Raw genomic sequence first — 20,500 nt, 5'->3', positions numbered from 1 at the left:
ACCGAATAAGCATAGCTTGTGGCTAAGCATCAATGGGTATGGATGCTGCGGTCCAGGACGGAACGAGGGGCATGGACGAGCGGGAAGCACTGATGGGACGCATCGAGGCGCTGGAATCGAATGCCGACAGGATGAGTCGGGATGCCTCCCTGGAGGCGCTGCTCTCCCTGCCCCTGACCGTTCAGCAGCTCAAGGCCCTGGCCGTGGTGATCACCGCCAACGGGGATGCCACATCCCAGCGGATGTCCGAGATCCTCCACGTGTCCCTGGCCACGGTATCGGGGATCGTGGACCGGCTGGTCGGCCACGGGGTCGTGGAACGGATCCGCGATGAACGCGACGGCCGTTCACGCCGGCTGGTGGCCACCGATAGTGGCCGGCAGATGCTCCACTCGGTGATCATCGACGCCGACAGGTATCGCAAGGCCGCGATGGCCCGGTTGGCGGTCCCCGATCTGCGGGCCCTGGTCCAGGGGCTCGAGGCCCTGGCCGCCGTCGCCCTGGTCGACGGGGAGACCCCGCCGGGATCCCTCTAGCGGCGGTCGTGGGAGACGACGGCGAGGAAACCCCGCCCGGAGATCTCCGGGGGCGCCGCATCGTTGCCGATGACGGTGTCGAGCCGTTCAAGTCCGAGGGGTTCCTCCCCCGGACCGCCCGACACCACCGCGTTGCCGTGGAGGAACACCGCGTGCTGGTCGTCGAAGACCGGGTGCGGGCGCTTCTTCGACAGTTCGAGGATGACCACGTGGCCCCGGTGGCCGGGCCCGGTGATCAGGTTCAGATCCCTGATCGGGCCCTCCGGCAGGGTGGCCCCGGTGTCCGCCCCGCCCTCGAAACGGAACGGCCGGTACTTCTGCAACCCGTGGTCGACGCCGTCGATGGTGAGCAGCATGAATTCCCCCTCGATGACCGTCAGGATCCTTTCGCACCCCGGGAACGCGGAGAAGGCGCCTGCGCGGGAGACCTCGGCGACGCTGAGACGCCAATTCCAGTCGGTACCGGGGGCCGGGGCCCCGGTACCGGATCCCGGCGGCTGTGAACGGGCGATCTCCACGGTGGAGCCACCCCCGTTGCGCCAGCGTTCGGCGCACAGGGAGGCGAAACGGATCAGGTGGGCCGGGGTGGGGGTGCTCATGCGCAGGTCCTGACGTCGGGGGTGTGGCGACTACTGTAGTGCCGACTCCGCGGCACCGTTGGCTGCTGCCAGCACCGTACCGTCGGCGACCAGGGTGTGGACCGCCTCGATTTCGGGGGCGAGGTAGCGGTCGGTGCCCGGGCCTTCAACCACCTGGCGGATCGCCGTGCGCACGGCGTCGACGACCGGGGAGGACTTCGAGGTCGCCAGACCGCCGTCGCGCATGTCCAGGGCGCGGGCGCTGGTGAGCAGCTCCACGGCCAGCACCCGCTGCAGGCCGTCGATCGAACGGCGCAGCTTCAACCCGGCGGACCACCCCATCGAGACGTGGTCCTCCTGCATGGCCGAACTCGGGATCGAGTCCACGGAGGCGGGGACGGCCAGGCGCTTGAGTTCGGAGACGATTCCGGCCTGGGTGTATTGGGCGATCATGTGCCCGGAGTCCACCCCGGGATCATCGGCGAGGAAGGCGTTGAGCCCGTGGCTGCGGGCCTTGTCCAGGAACCGGTCGGTGCGTCGCTCGGCGATGGAGGCCAGATCGGCCACGGCGATGGCGAGGAAATCCAGGACGTAGCCGACCGGGGCGCCGTGGAAGTTGCCGTTGGATTCGACCCGTCCGTCGGTGGTGACCACCGGGTTGTCGATGGCCGAGGCCAATTCCAGTTCGGCCACGGATTCGGCGTGGGCCAGGGTGGCGCGCACGGCGCCATGGACCTGGGGGGCGCAGCGCAGCGAGTAGGCGTCCTGCACGCGGGTGAAGGCGTGCGAGCCTTCCTTCTGTTCGGCAATCAGTGTTGAACCGGACAGTACGGCGCGCATGTTCGCGGCCGAGGTGATCTGCCCCGGATGCGGGCGCAGGGCGTGCAGATCGGCGGCGAAGACATCGTCGGTGCCCAGCAGACCCTCGATGCTCATGGCCGCGGACAGGTCGGCGGTGGCGACCAGGCGGTGCAGGTCCTCGGCGGCCATCAGCAGCATCCCCAACATGCCGTCGGTGCCGTTGATCAGTGCCAGGCCTTCCTTTTCGGCCAGTACGATCGGTTCGAGGCCGGCGGCGGCCAGGGCCTCGGAGGCCTCGACGCGTTCCCCGGCGGCGTTGTGGACCTTGCCCTCGCCCATGACGGCCAGCGCGCAGTGCGACAGTGGCGCCAGATCCCCGGAACAACCCAACGAACCGTATTCCCCCACGACCGGGGTGATTCCGGCATTGAGCACTGCGGCGTAGGCGCGGGCGACCTCGGGGCGGACCCCGGTCCGCCCGGTGGTCATGGTGTGCAGGCGGTTGAGCATCAGTCCCCGCACGATCTCCCGGTCGACTTCGGCGCCGGAGGAGGCGGCATGGGAGCGGATGAGTGAACGCTGCAGCTGGGCCCGGAGCTCGACCGGGATCTGCTTGGTGGCCAGGGCGCCGAAGCCGGTGGAGACCCCGTAATGCGGCCGGGTGTCGGTGACCAGCCCGTCGATGACCCGACGGGATTCGGCCATGGCGGACAGCGATTCCCCGGAGATCTCGACCCGTGCCTCATGACGGGCGACCTGCACGACGTCGTGGGCGGCCAGTGGCGCTGGGCTCAGGGTGATGGTCTCTGCCATGGGGTGTTCCTCTCGTTGGGTGCCTCCCGGATAGAAGGGCTTGCCAAGTAGTGGCATTCACGTTTCAATAAGTGAAACGTAAATTTTGTCTGGTGGCAAGACAGTGAACCGTCTGATCCACCCGGAGGCAACGAACCAGGAGGAGACATGGCCGAACCGTCCACCCGCACGGTGGAGCGGGCACTGCACCTGCTCGGTTCCGTCTGCGACGCGGGGCATCTCAGCCTCGCCGAGGCGGCCCGACAGACCGGGCTCTCCGCCTCCACCGCCCTGCGCTTATTGCGCACGCTGGAATCCAGCGGATTCGTCCGCCGCGAACCGGAAGCCGGCTACCGGCCGGGAATGCGGATCGTCCAGCTCGGTGCCCAGGCGCTGAGCCACGAATCCCTGGTCTCGCTGGCGATGGAATCCCTCCGTCATCTGGTGGCGGCCACCGGGGAGTCCGCCTATCTCAGCGTCCCCTCGGTCGGCGGAACGGCGGCGCGGCACAGCATCTACATCGCGGTGGAGGAGGGGACGCATTCGGTGCGCCACACCTCCTGGGTCGGCCGGAGCGTCCCGCTCGACAACAGTGCCGTCGGGGCCGTCCTGCGGGGCAGGACCCCAGCGGCCGGGTACGTGGTCGTGGACCGCGGCGTCGAAAAGGACGTCACGGCGATCGCCGCCCCCATCACCGTGGGCCGCGGGGACGAAACCCGGGTGATCGCTGCCCTGTCGGTGATTGCGCCGTCGTACCGGATGGACCCCGAACTGGTCACCCGGATCGGCCGCCAGGTCGCCGCCGAAGCCCACAGCATCCTCACCACCCACCAACTCGACACCGAAGCCGGCGACGACGCCGACAGCAAGGAGCAGACGGCATGAGCCAGTCCTTCACCCAGCACGACCCCGCCCGCACCATCCGTGCCGCCCGCGGGACCGGGCTGACCGCCAAGTCCTGGCAGACCGAGGCGCCGCTGCGCATGCTGATGAACAACCTGGATCCCGAGGTCGCCGAACGCCCCGAGGACCTGGTCGTCTATGGCGGCACGGGACGGGCCGCCCGGTCCTGGGAGGCCTACGACGCCATCACCCGCACGCTGGAGACCCTGGAGGACAACGAGACCCTGCTGGTCCAGTCCGGCAAACCCGTCGGGGTGTTCACCACCAATAAATGGGCCCCGCGCGTGCTGATCGCCAACTCCAACCTGGTCGGGGACTGGGCCACCTGGCCCGAATTCCGCAAGCTGGAGGCCGAAGGCCTGATGATGTACGGGCAGATGACCGCCGGCTCCTGGATCTACATCGGGACCCAGGGGATCCTGCAGGGCACCTACGAGACCTTCGGGGCCATCGCCCGCAAGCTCACCGGGGACCAGGACGGTACCTTGGCCGGCACGCTGACCCTCACCGGTGGCTGCGGCGGCATGGGCGGGGCCCAACCGCTGGCCGTGACGCTCAACGGCGGGGTCTGCCTGATCGTGGATGTCTCCGAGGAGAGGCTGCGCCGCCGCGAAGGCAAACGCTACCTCGACGAGGTGGAGACCGACCTGGACACCGCCCTGGCCAAGGTCCTGGCCGCCCAGGCCGAGCAGCGTGCGCTTTCCGTCGGTTACGTCGGCAACGCCGCCGAGGTCTTCCCCGAGCTGCTGCGCCGACACCGGGCGGGGGAGCTGAGCATCGACATCGTCACCGACCAGACCTCCGCCCACGATCCGCTGTCCTACCTGCCGGTGGAATACACCCTGGAACAGTGGGACGCCGAGGCGCAGGCCGATCCGATCGGCTTCACCAAGAAGGCCCAGGAATCCATGGCCGTCCACGTCGAGGCGATGGTCGGATTCCAGGACGCCGGAGCCGAGGTCTTCGACTACGGCAACTCCATCCGCGACGAGGCCCGCCAGGGCGGCTTCGCCCGGGCCTTCGCCTTCCCCGGTTTCGTCCCGGCCTACATCCGTCCGCTCTTCTGCGAGGGGCTGGGCCCCTTCCGCTGGGTCGCGCTCTCGGGGGACCCGGAGGACATCCGCGTCACCGATCAGGCGCTGAAGGAACTCTTCCCGGACAACGCCCACCTGCACCGTTGGCTCGACGCCGCCGCCGAGCACGTGGAGTTCGAGGGCCTGCCCGCCCGCATCTGCTGGCTCGGCTACGGCGACCGGGCCAAGGCAGGGCTCCTGTTCAACCAGCTGGTCGCCGACGGCAAGGTCTCCGCCCCCATCGTCATCGGCCGTGACCATCTCGACGCCGGGTCGGTGGCCAGCCCCTACCGCGAAACCGAAGCCATGGCCGACGGCTCCGACGCCATCGCCGACTGGCCGCTGCTCAACGCCCTGACCGCCGCCTCCTCGGGGGCCACCTGGGTGTCCATCCACCATGGGGGAGGGGTGGGCATCGGCCGCTCGATCCACGCCGGGCAGGTCTCCGTCGCCGACGGCACCGAGCTGGCCGCCGCCAAACTCGAGGCCCTGCTGACCAACGACCCGGGCATGGGCGTCATCCGCCACGTCGACGCCGGCTACGACCGCGCCTCCGAAGTCGCTGCCGAACGCGGCGTGCGCATCCCGATGGCGGAATAGCATGAACGAGATCAGCACCGTCAATTCACTGATGGCGGCCATCGCGGACACCGGACGCGATCGGCGCCGCGGCGGCTACACCCGCCCCGTCTACTCCACCCCCGAGCTGGAACTGCGTGAATGGTTCACCACCGAGGCCACCCGCCGTGGTCTCGCCGTCGAACGCGATCCCAACGGCATCATCTGGGCCTGGTGGGATCTGCCCGGCGCCGCATCCACCGAGGGGCGCCGCGGGGCCCTGGTCACCGGTTCGCATCTGGACTCGGTCCCCGGCGGCGGGGCCTTCGACGGCCCGCTCGGGGTCGCCTCGGCGCTGGCCGCCCATGACGTGTTGGCCGCCCGTGAAGCCGCGGGGGACCTGCAGCGCCACCGGGCCATGGCCATCGCCGTGTTCCCCGAGGAGGAGGGCTCCGCGTTCGGGGTCGCCTGCCTGGGGTCGCGGCTGCTCACCGGGGCGATCGAGCCGACGCGGGCGCTGAACCTGCGCGACGGATCCGGCACCACCTTCGCCGAGGCCTCGAAGGCCCAGGGGCTGGACCCCGCGGCCATGGGACGCGATGAGGCGGCACTGGCCCGGATCGGCGACTTCGTCGAATTGCACGTCGAGCAGGGGCTGGGGCTCAATGGTGAGGACCATGTCGATGCGGCCGGCCGCGGACCCGCGGTGGCCGTGGCCTCCTCGATCCTCGGACACGGCCGCTGGCGGTTCTCCGTGTCCGGGCAGGGAAACCATGCGGGAACCACCTTGATGACCGACCGGGCCGATCCGATGGTCGCTGCCGCCCAGATGGTGTTGGCCGTCCGGAAGACCGCAGCAGGCCAGACCGGGGCGCGGGCCACCGTCGGACGATTGGAACCACTCCCCGGCGGGACCAACGTCATCGCCTCCCGGATCGATTTCTGGATGGATGTGCGCCACCCCGACGATGCGGTCACCGCCATGCTGGTGGAGCGGATCCACGGCCAGGCACAGAAGATCGCCGCCTTCGAAGGCTGTTCGGTGACCATGACCGAGGAATCCTATTCGGGCACCGTGCATTTCGATGCCACCCTCACCCGGACCCTGCAGAACTCGGTGCGCCGCACCACTGCTGCGGCCCCCGCCCTGTCCACCGGTGCCGGGCACGACGCCGGGGTGCTGGCTGCCGAGGTCCCCACCGGGATGCTCTTCGTGCGCAACCCCTCGGGCATCAGCCATTCGCCCGAGGAGCACGTCGAGGACGAGGACGCCACCGCCGGCACCGTGGCCCTGGCCGACGCGCTGGAGGACCTGCTGTGAGCGGGGCCGCGGAAGACCTCGTGAAGGTGCCGGGCCCGGTGAACGCGCATTCGCATGCCTTCCACCGGATCCTGCGCGGGCGCACCCATGAGGGGGCGACCGGTGGGGCCGGGGACTTCTGGACCTGGCGCGAACGGATGTATGCCGCCGCCGACCAGCTGGATCCGGCCGGCTACGAACAGCTGGCCACCGCGGTGTTCGCCGAGATGGTGGTCAGCGGGTTCACCGCCGTCGGCGAATTCCATTACCTGCACCATGGCCCCGATGGCACCCCCTATCCCGACCATGACATGGAACGCGCTCTGGCCCGGGCCGCCCGGGCCGCGGGAATCCGACTGGTCCTGCTGGACACCTGCTATTTGTCCGGCGGACTCGATGCCGAGGGGGCCCCGGTGGAGCTCAATGCCACCCAACGACGCTTCTCCGACGGAGACGCCGCCGGGTGGGTGGGCCGCCATGCCGCCTTGCGGGCGGCCCTGGCCTCCGAGGAACCCGCCACCGGGGCCGACGGGGCGGGCCTGGTGACTCTGGGCGCGGCCCTCCACTCGGTACGGGCCGTCCCTCTCCAGGCCCTGCCGGTCATCGCGGCGGCCCTGGAACCGGGCGAGCCGCTGCATGTGCACCTCTCCGAGCAGCCCGCGGAGAACCAGGGGTGCCTGGCCGCCCACGGGGTGAGCCCCACCGCCCTGTTGGCCGGGCAGGGGCTGTTGGGTCCACGCCTGTCGGCGGTCCATGCCACCCACCTCACCGAGGCCGATATCGCCGCCCTGGGGGCCGCCGGCTGCTCGATCGTGATGTGCCCGACGACGGAGGCCGATCTGGCCGATGGCATCGGCCCGGCGCGGGCCCTGGTCGACGCCGGGGCGAACCTCGCCCTGGGCACCGACCAGCATGCGGTCATCGACCCGTATCTGGAGATGCGGGCCCTGGAATACGGTGAACGCCTCCGCAGCGGGATCCGCGGCCGCTTCGCCCCGGCGGAGCTGTCGGCGGCTTCGCGGGCCGGGGGGCTGCGCAGCCTGTCCCTGCCCGGCAACGACGACCACCTCCTGGTTGACGCCGGTAGTCTGCGCACCGCCGGTAGCCGGGTGGCCCAGCTGCCCTTGACGGCCACCGCCGCCGACGTCCACGCTGTGGTCATCAATGGCGTCGAGGTCGCCCGGGAGGGAATCCACACCCGGCTCGGCGATCCTGCCGCCTTGTTGAGGACCTTCATCTACGAGCATCGGGAGTTCGCATGAGTGCCACCTTGGTGACCAATGTCGGGGAATTGACCACGCTGGACCCTGACGCACGGGTATTGGCCGGTGCCGCCGTGGTCATGGACCGGGGGCGTATCGCCTGGATCGGGCATCCCCGCCAGGCCCCGGCGGTGGATACCGTGTACGACGCCGGGGGCCGGGCCGCGCTGCCGGGCTGGGTGGATTCCCATACCCACCTGATGTTCGCCGGGGACCGGGCCGCCGAATTCGAGGCCAGGATGGCCGGCGCCGACTACGCGGCCGGGGGGATCAGCGTCACCATGGAGGCGACCCGGACCGCCACCGATTACGAACTCACCCGACTGCTCATGGGCCGGGTGGCCGAGGCCGCCGCCGGGGGGACGACCTACCTGGAGACCAAGACCGGCTACGGCCTGGATGTCACCGAGGAAGCCCGCCACGCCCGGATCGCCTCCACGATCGTGGACCAGGTCACCTATCTGGGCGCCCATCTGGTCCCGCCGGGCGCCGACGCCGAACAATACACCGATCTGGTCTGCTCCGACATGCTCTCCGCCGTGCGCCCCTACGTGAAATGGGCGGATGTGTTCTGCGAACGCGGCGCCTTCACCGAAGACCAATCCCGCAGGGTCCTGGCCGCCTCCCGTGATGCGGGCCTGGGCCTGCGGGTCCACGGCAACCAGCTCGGTCCCGGGCCGGGGGTGCGGTTGGCCGTGGAATTCGGGGCCGCGAGCGTGGACCATGTGAACCACCTCGACGAGGCGGATGTCGACGCGCTCGCCGGATCCTGGTCCGGTTGGGATGCCGCGAGCGGAACGGGGGAATCCGGGACCGTGGCGACCTGCCTGCCCGCCTGCGACCTCTCGACCCGGCAGCCGCTGGCCGAGGGGCGCCGGCTGCTCGACGCCGGCGTCCAGATCGCCCTGGCCTCGAACTGCAACCCGGGGACCAGCTACACCAGTTCGATGGCCTTCTGCGTTTCCACGGCGGTGCTGCAGATGCGCCTGTCCCTGACCGAGGCCCTGCAGGCCGCGACGATGGGCGGGGCCCTGGCCCTGGGGGTGCAGGACCAGGTGGGCAGCATCGAGGTCGGCAAACGGGCGGATCTGCAGCTGCTCAACGCACCGTCGGCGGCCCATCTGGCCTACCGACCGGGCATGCCGTTGACCGGGGCCGTCTGGCGGGCCGGGCAGCGGGTGGATCGGACCGCCGTGGGGTCCGCGCCACTGGCCTAGTATTCACCTATGCGTAGCAAGAGCCTGTGGCCGGAAATCCTGATCGTCCTGGGGCTCTCGCTGGGGCAGTCCGCCCTCTACGCGATCGTTTCGCTGATCGACAAGCTCAGCCGCGGCCCGCTGGGATCACAGACGACCACGCTGAATAATTCGCTCAGCAACCGGCAGTACTTTGATCTGACCTACCAGCTGATGGACATCATGTTCGCCCTGGTTCCGGTCGCCCTGGTGTTCTACCTGTTCTATCTGGCCGGCAGGAACGGGTTCCGTGCGCTCGGATTCGATCTGCGCCGGCCCGGAAAGGATTCATGGCAGGGGGTGGGGCTCTTCGTGCTGATCGGGGTCGGCACCCTGGGGCTCTACGCCGTGGGCCGGACGCTGGGGGTGACCACGGCCCTCGTCCCCGAGGCGCTGGAACCATATTGGTGGACCATCCCGGTGCTGGTGCTCTCGGCCATCCGGCACGGGATCCTGGAGGAGACGATCATGATCGGGTACCTCTTCGACCGGTTGCGGCAGCTGGGCTGGGGGACCTGGCCGATCATCCTCACCAGCGCGGTGGTGCGGGGCAGCTACCACCTCTACCAGGGGTTCGGTCCGTTCCTGGGCAACGCCGTCATGGGGGTGATCTTCGGCTGGATCTACACCCGGACGGGCCGGGTCATGCCATTGGTCATCGCCCATGCGCTGCTGGATATCGCCGGTTTCGTGGGGTATTCGCTCATCGGTTCGGCGATCGGGTTGGGAACCTAGCCACCCCTGGACCTACAGCTTGTAGGCAAACGCCTACAGGGTGTAGGTTCAATGCATGAAACGTGCACCCCTTCACCAGGCAGCAGTGGTCCAGGCAGCCGCCGAACTGGCTGACCGGGATGGCTTCGAGGCCATCACGGTCTCGGCGTTGGCCCGGGAGGTGGGCGTCCGCCCGGCCAGCCTCTACTCGCATGTCAAGGATCTGGCAGCCCTGCTGGACGGGGTGCACGAACTCGTCCTCGGCGAGGTGGCCGAGGCGGTGGCCGCGGGGATCGCTGGGCGCTCCGGATACGAGGCGCTCGTGGGTCTGGGTGAAGCCCAGCGCGACTTCGCCGGGCAGCACCCCGGCCGGTGGGCCGTCCTGGCACGGCCCGCCACGCCGAAGACCGCACGCTCCGCGGGGGCCATCCGCCTCGTTGACCTCACCTTCTCGGTGCTCCGCGGCTACCGCCTGCCGGAGACCGAACTGGTGCACGCGACCCGATTCATGGGCGCCACGGTCAACGGGTTCCTGGCCCTGGAACGGGCCTCCTCCTTCGAGCACCGCGACGAGCAGACCCGGACGTCTTGGCATCGCGCCCTGGAAGCCCTCGACCGCGCCCTGGCTAGCTGGCCCACCACCACAGAGCAGGAGCACTGATGATCACGACCGACCTCACCACAGACCTCGTCCGGGGCGCCGCCGAACTCGAGCAGACCCCCGACGGGATGCGGATCCACCGGCTGCCGGCCTGGGTGCGCCGGCAATACCCTGAACAGACCCTCATGGACCGTGAATCCCAGCCCGCGGGCGTCCGCATTGTCGTGAGGACGACTGCGACCCGGATCAAGCTCGTCTCCCATTCGACGCACACCGCGTTCCGGGGGAGCGAAAGGCCCCGTGGCCGCATCGACGTCTTCGTCGACGGCAGCCTCCAGCTCGGCGACGAACTCACCGGCGGGGACGCCGTGGAAATCGACATGGCCGCCGGCTCGATGCACCACGTGGCCGGGCCCCACCACACAACCGTCGTGGAGGGCCTCGCGCCAACGGAGAAGACGCTCGAATTCCACCTCCCCCACAATGAATCCCTGGAGTTGATCAGCCTCTGCTCCGACAAGCCGCTCCACCCCGCGCCCCGGACCCGTCCGCTGTGGGTCCACCACGGCAGCTCCATCAGCCAGGGATCGAACGCGGCATCCCCCAGCGGGATCTGGCCCGCCGTGGCAGCCCGCCGGGGCGGGGTCGAACTGCACAACCTCGGCTTCGGGGGCAGCTGCTTCGTGGACCCCTTCATGGCGCGGGTGATCCGCGATGCGCCAGCGGACGTCATCAGCGTCAAACTCGGCATCAACATCGTGAACCTGGATGCCATGCGCGTGCGGACCCTGGTCCCGGCCATCCACGGATTCCTTGACACCATCCGCGAGGGGCATCCCACCACGCCGCTGGTGTTGATCTCCCCGATCTTCTGCCCGATTCACGAAAGCACGTCGGGCCCCGGCACGATCGTCCCGGAGAGCCTGGGGACCAGCCAGGTCAAGTTCAGCGCGACGGGGACCCCAGGGGATGAATCGGCGGGACGGCTGACCTTGGAGGTCATCCGCCGCGAGATGCGCTCCCTGGTCGAAGACCGGGCGGACGATGCGAACCTGTACTTCCTGGACGGACTCGAGCTGTATGGGGCCCCGGACGAGGCCGAGCTGCCGCTGCCGGACAACCTGCATCCGGATTCCGCAACGCATCAGCTGATCGGCGATCGCTTCGCCGATCGGGTCTTCGCCGCCGACGGACCCTTCGCGGCGGTGCCGCGGCACTGATCCGGGACGGCACAGAGCGAAAACGACGGCGGCCCGCGGGCCGCCGTCGTTCGGTGTTCCACCTCCGTGAGCGGATCAGAGGGTGATGGTCCCCGAGGGGGTCTCGAAGGTCACCGTCATGATTCCCGGGGTGCCATTGGGGGCCTCCCACTGGACTTCGACATCGCCCAACGGCGACTCCGAGGGGGTGCCCAGCCATTCGCGGACCCGTTCGACCGAACCGGCGATCGCGATCCCGGAGATATGCCCCTGCGGATCCAATGCCCGGGAGGGGTGCAGGTCCTCGGTGCCGGTATCCCAGCGCAGCATGTAGGGCACCTGCGGGTCGGCGATCAGGCCCTTGATGCCGATCTGCTGCCACGTCAGTTCTTGGCCGTCGGGGAACTTGCGGTTGCCCGGGACCGATGACCGGCCCAGACGTTCCTCGAACGGGGCCAGGTCGTCAACGGCGACGCACCAACCCATCCATCCGCCACCCATCTCCGATCGGGCCCGGACGGCCTGGCCGAACGGCGCCTTGTCCGAGGACGGGTGGTCCAGGACCTCCACGACCTCCAGGTACTGGGTGTTCTTCAACGGGAAAATGACGTTCCTGGTCCCGAAGCGGGGATGAATGCCTCCCTTGACGGACTCGATCCCCAGAGTCTTGCCGACACGGGCGGCCGTCGCGGCCAACCCGTCTGGTCCACATGCGTACGAAACGTGATCCAACCTCATCATGGCTTCATGATCGCACTTTGTGAGGTGCGTCTCGACTTAGGGTGCCCTAAATCACCATGGTTCGTATTTTCCTCGACCCGTTTCCCGGGCCTCCATCGCGGCCGTCAGGAGGGGGACCGGACGGGGGAGGGGGAGGAATGTTGCGCCCTGCGGTCATATTGACGCCGCGTTGTTGCGGCGGCCGCCCCGATCCACAACACTGGAGGCAGGTCATGAGTGCCAGCGCGAAACCCCGGTTTGCTGGCCGGCAACCCTCCACTCGCGGTGGGGTGCCCCGGGTGAAGACCTGGTTCGCCTCCACAAGGAGAACGGACAAGCGCGGGTCACCTCCCGGCGTTCCCTTCCGGGACCGCCGTGGAACAGGGGCCCCTGAGTCGTAGAAGGGGACAGAAATGTCTGCATCATGGTCTTTTGAAACCCGCCAGGTCCACGCCGGACAGGCACCGGATCCCACCACCGGGGCCCGGGCGCCGCCGATCTACCAGACGACGTCGTATGTCTTCCCCAGCGCCGAGAGTGCCGCAGCACGCTTCGCGCTGAAGGAACTCGAGCCGATCTACACCCGCATCGGCAACCCGACGCAGGAAGCCGTCGAAACCCGGATCGCCGACCTCGAAGGCGGGGTCGGGGCCCTGCTGCTGGCCTCGGGCCAGGCGGCGACCACGCTTTCGATCCTCAACCTCGCGGGAGCCGGGGACCATATCGTGGCCAGCCCGAGCCTCTACGGGGGAACGCAGAACCTGTTCAAGCACACGTTGAAGCGCCTCGGCATCGAGGTCACCTTCGTGGAGGATCCCGACCACCTGGATTCCTGGCGGGCCGCGGTGAAACCGAACACCAAGGCATTCTTCGGTGAGGTCATCTCCAATCCGCGCCAGGACGTCCTGGATATCGAGGGCGTCAGCACGGTGGCCCACGAAGCCGGGGTCCCGCTCATCGTGGACAACACCCTGGGCACCCCGTACCTGGTCCGCCCCATCGAATTCGGTGCCGACATCGTGGTGCACTCGGCCACGAAGTACCTGGGCGGGCACGGAACCTCCGTCGCCGGGGCCATCGTTGATTCGGGCAACTTCGACTTCGCGGCCGACCCGGAACGCTTCCCGGAATTCAATACCCCCGACGAGTCCTACAACGGGCTGGTCTTCGCCCGCGATCTGGGGGTCGACGGCGCCCTGGGGGCGAACCTGGCGTTCATCCTCAAGGCGCGCGTCCAGTTGTTGCGCGATCTGGGTTCGGCGGTCTCCCCGTTCAACGCCTTCCTGATCGCCCAGGGCCTGGAAACCCTGAGCCTGCGCATGGAACGCCATGTGGCCAACGCGCAGAAGGTCGCCGAATGGCTCGAGGCCCACGCCCAGGTCGACTCCGTCGCCTTCGCCGGCCTGCCCTCCAGCCCCTGGTACGAACTCGGCCGCAAATACGCCCCGCGGGGCGTCGGCGCGGTCCTGGCCTTCGAGATCTCCGGCGGCGAACCGGCCGGCCGGGCCTTCGTCGACGGCCTCGAACTGCACTCCAACGTCGCCAACATCGGCGATGTGCGCTCGCTGGTGATCCACCCGGCCTCCACCACGCACTCCCAGCTCTCCGACGCCGAACGCGCCGCGGCCGGGGTGGGAGCCGGACTGGTGCGCCTGTCGGTGGGCATCGAGCACATCGACGACATCATCGCCGACCTCGAGGTCGGTTTCGCCGCCGCGGCCGCCGCCGGGGACGAAGCCGCAGAGGCCGCCCCGGAAGTCCAGGCCGTCCGGTGAGCCAGGGCGTCGGCGACGTGAGGGAACGACGTCAGGCCCCCGGGGCGCCGTTGATCCGTGACGGCATCCTCAAATGCGTGCCCATCGGCGGCTACCGCTTCGAGACCGGCGGCTGGCTGCCCGAGGTGATGATCGGCTACGAGACCTGGGGGACCCTGGACGCCCGGGCCTCCAATGCGGTGCTGTTGCTGCACGCCCTGACGGGGGATACCCATGTCTCCCGGGGGCACAGCCAGGAAGAAGGCTGGTGGGAAGGACTCGTGGGTCCGGGAAAGACGATCGATACCGACAGGTTCTTCGTCGTGGCCCCGAACATGGTCGGCGGCTGCTATGGCTCCAGCGGGCCCTCCAGCCTCGACCCCGACGGGCAGGCCTGGGGCTCCCGGTTCCCGTTCACCACGGTGCGGGATTCGGTGCGCACCGAGGCCCGGTTGGCCGACTACCTGGGCATTTCACGCTGGCACTCCGTCCTGGGCGGTTCCCTCGGTGGAGCGCGAGCGTTGGAATGGGCGGTGGAATACCCCGAACGCGTGGCCCGGTGCGCCGTCATTGCGGCCACCGCGGTCGCCTCCGCCGAACAGATCGCCTTCGGGCAGATCCAGACGCAGGCCATCCGGCTGGATCCGGACTTCTCCGGTGGCGACTTCTACGGAGCGGCGCCCTCGGCCGGCGCCCTCGACGCCGTCGGCACCGTGGCCCGGGGCAGTGGCACCGGCCCCCTCGCGGGGCTGGGGATCGCCCGCCGGCTGGCCCACATCACCTACCGTTCCGAGCCGGAACTGGAGATCCGTTTCGGGCACGAGGGCCAGGCCGAGGAGGACCCCTTCGGCAGCCCCGGCTTCGACCGGGGCCGGTACCAGGTCGAAAGCTATCTGGACCACCAGGCCGGCAAGCTGGTGACCCGCTTCGACGCGAACTCCTACATCGTGCTCACCGAGGCACTGGTGGGGCATGACGTCGGACGGGGACGGGGCGGGGTCGAGGCCGCCCTGGCCCGGACCGGCGGGGTGGAATTCCTCATCGCCGCCGTCGACAGCGACCGGCTCTACGGCCCGCAGCAGTCCGAGCGCCTGGCCGCTGCCCTGCCGGAGACACCGCAGGTCCAGTACATCCATTCACCGATCGGCCACGATGGCTTCCTGACCGACATCGAACAGTTGAACCAGGTCCTTCGTTCGGGGTTCTACGCCTGAGGGCCCCGCCCCGGGAACCTAGTTGTACTCGGCCGGGAGGTTGGTGACGGTCCCGGGCTCTTGACGTAGCGAAGACCTCCGGGTGCGGTGGGTGATGTCTAAGTCGCCAACCGTCCGGAGGTCTTCATGTCCCACCGTAATGCCCGGCTGAACTTGCGTGGCCGGCAATTGCTCGTAGAGCGGGTCTGTGTCCAGGGGTGGGCAGTCGCGCATGCTGCGCGAGCCCAGGGTGTGTCTCGTCAGTGCGCGCACCGATGGATCAATCGGTTCCGTAGTGAGGGTTCTGCGGGCCTTCTCGATCGGTCCTCGCGCCCGCACCACAGTCCACGCCAGACCTCGGTCGAGGTTGAGGAAAGAATCGTGGCGCTGCGCCACGAGCAACGACACGGCCAGGACTGGATCGGCGCTGACCTCAACATCCCAGCTCGCACAGTCTCGCGGGTGCTGCGCCGCCACGCGGTCCCCTATCTACGCGAGTGTGACCCGTTGACCGGTGAGGTGATCCGGGCCTCGAAGACCACAGCGGTGCGCTACGAACGCGACCGGCCCGGTGAGCTGGTCCATGTCGATGTGAAGAAGATCGGCAAGATCCCTGACGGCGGTGGGTGGAAAGCCCATGGCCGCCAGATGGGGTCAACCGCGGCGAAGAAGAAGGCCCGGATCGGCTATGACTACGTGCACTCGATGGTCGACGACCACTCCCGGTTGGCGTACTCCGAGATCCTCGGTGACGAAAAGGGCACCACCTGTGCGGGGTTCTTGCGACGTGCAGCGGTGTTCTTTGATGTCCATGGCATCGCCCAGATCGAGCGGGTGATCACCGACAACCACTGGTCGTACCGCCGCTCAGAAGACTTCGCTACCGCCATCAGCGATCTGGGCGCGAAGCACAAGTTCATCAAACCGCACTGCCCATGGCAGAACGGCAAGGTCGAGCGGTTCAACCGAACCCTGGCCACCGAATGGGCCTACCGCCAGGTGTTCACCACCAACGCCGACCGTAGCGCTGCCCTTGCCCCATGGCTCGAGGTCTACAACACTGTCCGACGCCACACCGCACTCGGAGGCAAACCCCCGACCAGCCGCCTGTCACCAACCTGATGGCCGAGTACACCTAGTCCGCGTCGTTGCGCGGATCCCCGGCACCCACGCTGTGGGGGGTCCCGCCCGGGGAAAAGGGCATGGCCTGCGGGCGTTTGGCCGTGATTCCGTCACCGCTGGACTGGTGCCGAAGCCGCCGCAGCACCCAGGGCGCCAGATGCGTGCGCGCCCAGACCAGGTCCTCACGCCGGGCCACCCTCCAGGGCTTGGGCTCCGAGGGGCTCGGCTCCAAGGCCGTGAGCTCGTGTTCGACGTTGAGGGCATCCAGGGCCATCATCGCAATGGTGTGGTGGCCCAGCGGTGAGAAGTGCAGCCGGTCCGGGGCCCACATCCGGGGTTCGTGGAGCTGGCGCATCGCCCACATATCGGCGACGACCGCGTCATGGCGGGCGCCGATGGCCCGCAAGTTCTCGTTGTAGATGGCCACCCGGCCGCGCATCGAGCCCAGGACCGGGGTTTCACCGATATCGGGGCCGTTGAACAGCAGGACCGTGGCCCCGGTGGCCGAGAGCTCGCCGATGAACCGGTCCATGGTCACCGCCAGGGCATCGGGATCCCCACCGGGGCGCAGCACGTCGTTGCCCCCGGCGCAAATGGTGATCAGGTCCGGGCGGAGTTCCAGGGCGGGTTCCAGCTGCTCCTCATGGATCTGGTCCAGCAGCCGGCCGCGGATCGCCAGGTTGGCATAGGCGAAGTCCTCCGCCTGCCGGCTGAGCTGCTCGGCGACACGGTCGGCCCAGCCACGGTGTCCGCCGGGGCTCTGCGGATCCGGATCCCCGATGCCCTCGGTGAAGGAGTCGCCGAGGGAGACCATGCGGCGCCAGGGGTGGCGGATCGCGTCGCCGGGGGACGTGGACGAGGGGTCGGACTGGTCCGGTGCGGAGGAAGCATCATTGTTACTCACGGGTACATCATTTCACCGGGCGCCCGGGTTTACCACCCCGGGACACGACCGGCAGGCACGCCGGAAGCGATGCCGCGTCCTGTGGCCGGGCGCGCCGGCGTGATTCAATGGCCGCATGACTGAGACTTTGCCCCAGCCCGTCGTTGCCTGGTCCCGCCCCGAATCCGAGCGGGAGGGCACCCCCCTGCTGGTCCTGTTCCATGGCTACCTTTCCCATGAGAAGGACCTGATCGGCCTGGCCCCGATGCTGCCGGAGGAATTCACCCTGGCCTCGGTGCGTGCCCCCTACGCCATGGGCCCGGGCTACACCTGGTTCCCGCTGATGGAGGACCTGGACTACTCGCTGGAGAAGGTCGTGGAGTCGGTGCAGCAGGTGTGGGCCTGGCTGGAGGAGGTGAAGGAACAGCACGCATCGGTGACGCTCCTGGGCTTCTCCATGGGGATGGCCGTGGCGACCTCGGTCCTGCGCCACCGACCGGAGGAGATCGACGCCGTCGTCGGACTGTCGGGATTCGCGATCCAGGCCGCCGGACACGAATTCTTCAACGACCAGGCCACGAAGGCGGCCCGGACGCCGATGTTCTGGGGACGCGGACAAGCCGACCCGGTGATCACCGAGGAGAAGATCGATTTCACCCTGGACTGGGCCGGGGAACACACCGACCTGACCAAGATGCTCTATGCCGGAATGGGCCACAGCGTATCGGAACCGGAAATGAAGCATGTGGGCGAGTTCCTGCGCCACCACGTGCTGGACTAGGACCCGGCGGAGTCGCGCCTACTCGGAGGTGACGATCACCGACTCGTCGGCCAGGGCGATCACATCGTCGATCTTCAACTGCCGGCCCCGGCGGGTCTCGATCTCACCGTTGACCTGAACCATCCCGTTTTCGATGAGCTCCTTGGCATGGAAACCGTCCTCGGCCAGGCTCGCCAGCTTCAGTAGCTGCCCCAAACGGATCGAATCGTCGCGGATGCTGATGGGCCGGGGCTGTTCTGCTGTCATGAGACCATCTTGCGTCACGAGCAGGTCCGGCCGCCACCGCGGCGATAGCATGTCCAACGATGAACCCAGTGATTGCTCCGCGGGCGAAGGCCCGGCACCTTCCGTTATGGGCCGGTCTGGTCCTGGCCATCATCGGGGGACTGATGATGCCCATCCAGGGCCGGATCAACGGCGGGCTCGCTGAACGGATGGGGGACCCGAACGCCGCGGCGGCCATCAGCTTCGCCGGCGGGACCGTGGTCATGATGCTGGCCTCGGTCCTGCTGCCGCGGGGGCGGGCCGGACTGGTGGCCATGCGCCGGGCCGTGGCCGGACGAGAATTCCCACGCTGGTACCTGCTGGCGGGGATCAGCGGCGGCTACATCGTCTTCGGACAGAGCCACGCGGTGCCCCTGATCGGCGTCGCACTGTTCACCGTGGCCATCGTGACCGGACAGACCATGAGCGGGCTGATGGTCGACCGGGTCGGATTCGGCCCCGGGGGCAAACGCTTCATCACCGCCCGGCGGATGGCCGGGGCCGTACTGATGATCATCGCCGTACTGTGGGCGGTATCGCCCCGGCTGGAATCCTCCGCCGACGGGCTCTCCTGGCTGGTGCCGGTGCTCCTGCCGTTCACCGCAGGGCTGTTCATGGGGTTCCAGCAGGCCATGAACGGGACCCAGACCGCCGCCTACGTGTACTGCCCATAGACGTTAGTTAAGCGGCTGATTGGTGGCTGGTTCCCGATTGCAGTGTGGGGCCTGTGGTGATTGTACGCATGGATCCAATCCGGCAGTGCTTCGCGGCGGGTGGCCTCGCTGCCATAGAACCTGGCGTAGGCCCAACCGTCGTTCAGGGTCCGATGGAACCGCTCGATTTTCCCATTGGTCTGGGGCCGGTAAGGGCGGGTCCGCTTGGGCGTGATGGCCAGCTCGGCGCAGGCGTCACGCCAGGCATGCGAGCGGTAGGCGGACCCATTATCAGATAGCACGCGCTCCACGACGACGTCACGGGCAGCGAACCACGCCACGGCCCGTTCCAGTACCGCGATGGCCGTTACCGACTTCTCATCATCATGAATCTCGGCATAGGCGATACGCGAGTGATCATCGATGACCGTGTGCACGAAGGCGGTTCCCATTTTCGGGGTGTGGTTCGCATTGCGGGGCTTGTCCGGGGTTGCTGCACGGTTCTTGTCTCCGGCCTGCCGGCCCACGAACCGGTGCCCGCCGCCGTCGGGAATATTGCCGAATTTGGTGACGTCCACGTGGATCATCGATCCCGGATAGGGGTGCTCATAGCGGCGGATTTTCTCACCGGTGACCCGGTCGATATAGCGCAGCCTGTTGATCCGGCAACGTACCAGCACTGCGTGCACCGTCGAGGCAGCCAGGCCCAGCCGGTAGGCGATCTGGACGGGCCCCAAGCGCTTGCGCCAGCGCAGTGCCACGATTTGTTTGACCGCTGCCTGCGGGGTGCGTGCAGGACTTGTCCGGGGTCTGCTGGGCTTGTCGGCCATCCCGGCCGCGCCGTGGGCTCGGTAGCGGTCGGCCCAGCGTTTGGCGGTGGGCCAGGAGACCATGAACATTTTCGCTGCGGTGGAGACGCTCCACTGCTGGTCAACGATGAGCTTGGCGATTCTCAGACGTGCTTTGGGGGTCAGGGCTGCATTAGCGTGGGACATGAAGGCCTCCTGTTTGTGAAGCGGTTTCTTAGACAGCTCCACTCCACATCGGGGGGCCTTCGTCATCCCATCAATTCAGACCGTGTCGTCGCACGAGTTCAACCAACGTTGCTGGGCAGTACACCTACGGCACCCCCATCACCGCCACCCTGGTCAATTTCCTCGTCGGGGGAACCGCCCTGTTCATCCTGTGGGGCCTCAGCTCCCTCGGGGGTGAACACCAGCTGTCCTTCCCCGCCGAATGGTGGCTCTACACCGGAGGGGTCTTCGGCTGCGTGTTCATCGCCATCGGCGCCCTGCTGGTCAAATCCCTGGGCGTGCTGATCTCCGGATTATGCATGATCGCCGGACAACTCGTCGGCTCGCTGGCCATCGACCTGATCCTGCCGGCCCCGGGCACCGTCATCGCCGTGGCGACGTTGCTGGGCACCCTGCTGACCCTGGCCGCCGTCGTCCTGGCCAGCGTCCCGGCCGGACGGCTGGCCCGGCCCACGCGGGGGCGCCGGTAGGTGAAATTGCCTGCGGACACGGCGATCACGTTAGGCTTGGCCGATATTGTTACCCCGCTACGGACCGCAACCAG

21 protein-coding genes and 1 riboswitch are annotated in these 20,500 nt (G+C 68.3%); of the genes, 15 read left to right on the top strand and 6 right to left on the bottom strand.

Features of this window, described 5'->3' with window-relative positions; genetic code table 11:
- Positions 1-71 precede the first annotated feature (71 nt).
- Positions 72-536: a MarR family winged helix-turn-helix transcriptional regulator gene (locus AC3ZI9_RS11435; protein ID WP_444561621.1), complete on the top strand. Its 465-nt coding sequence runs from the start codon at positions 72-74 to the stop codon at positions 534-536.
- On the opposite strand, the gene AC3ZI9_RS11430 is transcribed toward AC3ZI9_RS11435, so the two are convergent.
- Entirely contained in the window at positions 533-1,135 is a 603-nt protein-coding gene (locus tag AC3ZI9_RS11430; protein WP_444561620.1) for a HutD/Ves family protein, read from the bottom strand. The two genes, AC3ZI9_RS11435 and AC3ZI9_RS11430, sit on opposite strands and share 4 nt — an antisense overlap.
- Positions 1,136-1,165: 30 nt before the next feature.
- Entirely contained in the window at positions 1,166-2,728 is a 1,563-nt protein-coding gene (gene hutH / locus AC3ZI9_RS11425) for a histidine ammonia-lyase (protein WP_444561619.1), read from the bottom strand.
- Positions 2,729-2,875: 147 nt separating this feature from the next.
- Here hutH and AC3ZI9_RS11420 point away from each other — a divergent pair, with 147 nt between their 5' ends.
- From AC3ZI9_RS11420 to AC3ZI9_RS11385, 8 genes are read left to right on the top strand one after another with little or no spacing between them, the layout of a single operon-like run.
- Complete coding sequence (locus AC3ZI9_RS11420; protein ID WP_444561618.1) at positions 2,876-3,592, top strand: IclR family transcriptional regulator; 717 nt, start codon at positions 2,876-2,878, stop codon at positions 3,590-3,592.
- Positions 3,589-5,283, top strand: coding sequence for a urocanate hydratase (gene hutU, locus AC3ZI9_RS11415; protein WP_444561617.1), 1,695 nt, complete (start codon positions 3,589-3,591; stop codon positions 5,281-5,283). The genes AC3ZI9_RS11420 and hutU overlap by 4 nt, the downstream gene beginning before the upstream one ends.
- A gap of 1 nt (position 5,284) precedes the next feature.
- The gene (locus AC3ZI9_RS11410; RefSeq protein ID WP_444561616.1) at positions 5,285-6,562 is read left to right on the top strand and encodes an allantoate amidohydrolase; all 1,278 of its coding nucleotides are present in this window, start codon (positions 5,285-5,287) and stop codon (positions 6,560-6,562) included.
- The gene (locus AC3ZI9_RS11405) at positions 6,559-7,803 is read left to right on the top strand and encodes a formimidoylglutamate deiminase (protein ID WP_444555259.1); all 1,245 of its coding nucleotides are present in this window, start codon (positions 6,559-6,561) and stop codon (positions 7,801-7,803) included. Before AC3ZI9_RS11410 ends, AC3ZI9_RS11405 begins: the two co-directional genes overlap by 4 nt.
- Entirely contained in the window at positions 7,800-9,020 is a 1,221-nt protein-coding gene (gene hutI, locus AC3ZI9_RS11400) for an imidazolonepropionase (protein ID WP_444561615.1), read from the top strand. The genes AC3ZI9_RS11405 and hutI overlap by 4 nt, the downstream gene beginning before the upstream one ends.
- Positions 9,021-9,029: 9 nt before the next feature.
- Positions 9,030-9,773: a CPBP family intramembrane glutamic endopeptidase gene (locus AC3ZI9_RS11395; RefSeq protein ID WP_444555261.1), complete on the top strand. Its 744-nt coding sequence runs from the start codon at positions 9,030-9,032 to the stop codon at positions 9,771-9,773.
- A gap of 55 nt (positions 9,774-9,828) precedes the next feature.
- The gene (locus tag AC3ZI9_RS11390; RefSeq protein WP_444555262.1) at positions 9,829-10,413 is read left to right on the top strand and encodes a TetR/AcrR family transcriptional regulator; all 585 of its coding nucleotides are present in this window, start codon (positions 9,829-9,831) and stop codon (positions 10,411-10,413) included.
- Positions 10,413-11,573 (top strand): GDSL-type esterase/lipase family protein, encoded by a 1,161-nt coding sequence (locus AC3ZI9_RS11385; protein WP_444561614.1) that lies wholly within the window; start codon positions 10,413-10,415, stop codon positions 11,571-11,573. The genes AC3ZI9_RS11390 and AC3ZI9_RS11385 overlap by 1 nt, the downstream gene beginning before the upstream one ends.
- Positions 11,574-11,648: 75 nt before the next feature.
- Here AC3ZI9_RS11385 and AC3ZI9_RS11380 read toward each other — a convergent pair whose 3' ends face one another.
- Positions 11,649-12,293, bottom strand: coding sequence for a VOC family protein (locus AC3ZI9_RS11380; RefSeq protein WP_444555264.1), 645 nt, complete (start codon positions 12,291-12,293; stop codon positions 11,649-11,651).
- A 208-nt stretch (positions 12,294-12,501) separates the two neighbouring features.
- A riboswitch (SAM riboswitch) is annotated at positions 12,502-12,618 on the top strand.
- Between the two features lie 67 nt (positions 12,619-12,685).
- Between AC3ZI9_RS11380 and AC3ZI9_RS11375 the strand changes: the two genes are divergently transcribed.
- From AC3ZI9_RS11375 to AC3ZI9_RS11365, 3 genes are all read left to right on the top strand, one after another.
- Positions 12,686-14,047: a bifunctional o-acetylhomoserine/o-acetylserine sulfhydrylase gene (locus tag AC3ZI9_RS11375; protein WP_444566231.1), complete on the top strand. Its 1,362-nt coding sequence runs from the start codon at positions 12,686-12,688 to the stop codon at positions 14,045-14,047.
- 17 nt (positions 14,048-14,064) lie between these two features.
- Positions 14,065-15,240 (top strand): homoserine O-acetyltransferase MetX, encoded by a 1,176-nt coding sequence (metX, locus tag AC3ZI9_RS11370; RefSeq protein ID WP_444555266.1) that lies wholly within the window; start codon positions 14,065-14,067, stop codon positions 15,238-15,240.
- Positions 15,241-15,366: 126 nt separating this feature from the next.
- On the top strand, positions 15,367-16,341 hold the full coding sequence (locus AC3ZI9_RS11365; protein WP_301497610.1) for an IS481 family transposase: 975 nt from the start codon (positions 15,367-15,369) through the stop codon (positions 16,339-16,341).
- 13 nt (positions 16,342-16,354) lie between these two features.
- Here AC3ZI9_RS11365 and AC3ZI9_RS11360 read toward each other — a convergent pair whose 3' ends face one another.
- Positions 16,355-17,245 carry an SGNH/GDSL hydrolase family protein gene (locus AC3ZI9_RS11360; RefSeq protein ID WP_444555770.1) on the bottom strand — a complete coding sequence of 297 codons (891 nt, stop codon included), beginning with the start codon at positions 17,243-17,245 and terminating at the stop codon, positions 16,355-16,357.
- A gap of 115 nt (positions 17,246-17,360) precedes the next feature.
- On the opposite strand from AC3ZI9_RS11360, the gene AC3ZI9_RS11355 reads away from it, so the two are divergent.
- Positions 17,361-18,005 (top strand): alpha/beta hydrolase, encoded by a 645-nt coding sequence (locus tag AC3ZI9_RS11355; protein ID WP_444555769.1) that lies wholly within the window; start codon positions 17,361-17,363, stop codon positions 18,003-18,005.
- Between the two features lie 18 nt (positions 18,006-18,023).
- Here the strand turns inward: AC3ZI9_RS11355 and AC3ZI9_RS11350 are convergent, their stop codons facing one another.
- Positions 18,024-18,251, bottom strand: coding sequence for an RNA-binding S4 domain-containing protein (locus tag AC3ZI9_RS11350; RefSeq protein ID WP_444555768.1), 228 nt, complete (start codon positions 18,249-18,251; stop codon positions 18,024-18,026).
- A gap of 59 nt (positions 18,252-18,310) precedes the next feature.
- Here AC3ZI9_RS11350 and AC3ZI9_RS11345 point away from each other — a divergent pair, with 59 nt between their 5' ends.
- Entirely contained in the window at positions 18,311-18,943 is a 633-nt protein-coding gene (locus AC3ZI9_RS11345) for a DMT family transporter (protein WP_489923588.1), read from the top strand.
- On the opposite strand, the gene AC3ZI9_RS11340 is transcribed toward AC3ZI9_RS11345, so the two are convergent.
- Complete coding sequence (locus tag AC3ZI9_RS11340) at positions 18,925-19,917, bottom strand: IS481 family transposase (protein ID WP_489923507.1); 993 nt, start codon at positions 19,915-19,917, stop codon at positions 18,925-18,927. The genes AC3ZI9_RS11345 and AC3ZI9_RS11340 overlap by 19 nt on opposite strands.
- A 47-nt stretch (positions 19,918-19,964) precedes the next feature.
- Here AC3ZI9_RS11340 and AC3ZI9_RS11335 point away from each other — a divergent pair, with 47 nt between their 5' ends.
- A complete protein-coding gene (locus tag AC3ZI9_RS11335) occupies positions 19,965-20,426 on the top strand; it encodes a DMT family transporter (protein ID WP_489924039.1) in 462 nt (153 codons plus the stop codon).
- Positions 20,427-20,500: the final 74 nt, after the last annotated feature.

This window comes from Arthrobacter sp. AOP36-F1-5 (assembly GCF_058137995.1).
Note: the sequence above shows the minus strand (reverse complement) of the source record. Positions and strands in the feature narration are given on the sequence as shown.